Source organism: Pseudomonas sp. AC463, from assembly GCF_979253585.1.
Map to the genome: position 1 here is coordinate 1 of NZ_CEEDDZ010000846.1, position 256 is coordinate 256.

Annotated in this window: 1 protein-coding gene; it reads right to left on the bottom strand. The window is 69.9% G+C overall.

Annotated features, from left to right (window positions below; all coding sequences use genetic code 11):
* Positions 1–256 (bottom strand): Tle-like phospholipase domain-containing protein (locus tag AC0IYH_RS32620; RefSeq protein WP_471838498.1); only part of this gene is annotated, 256 nt, incomplete at both ends.

A 256-nucleotide genomic window follows, 5' to 3' on the forward strand; every position in this document is an offset into this window, starting at 1 on the left:
TGTCTGAGGCGTATACCCGTGCGCGAAAGGCGTCGGTGCCCGGATCGAGCTGGTCGGGATCGAGGCCGAGGCGTTCCAGTTCTGCCGACGTTGCGACGCGGTAGCCCGCAGGCGGCGAGGCCGTATCGTTGTAGACGTCGGCGGCAAGCTGCGCATGCGCATGCACGGTGGCGGGATCGGACCGCAAGGTCGCTGTCGCCGCCGCACCGACGCTGCCGGTGGTACCGCCCGGCGTAGAGGGCAGTGCGTCCCACTC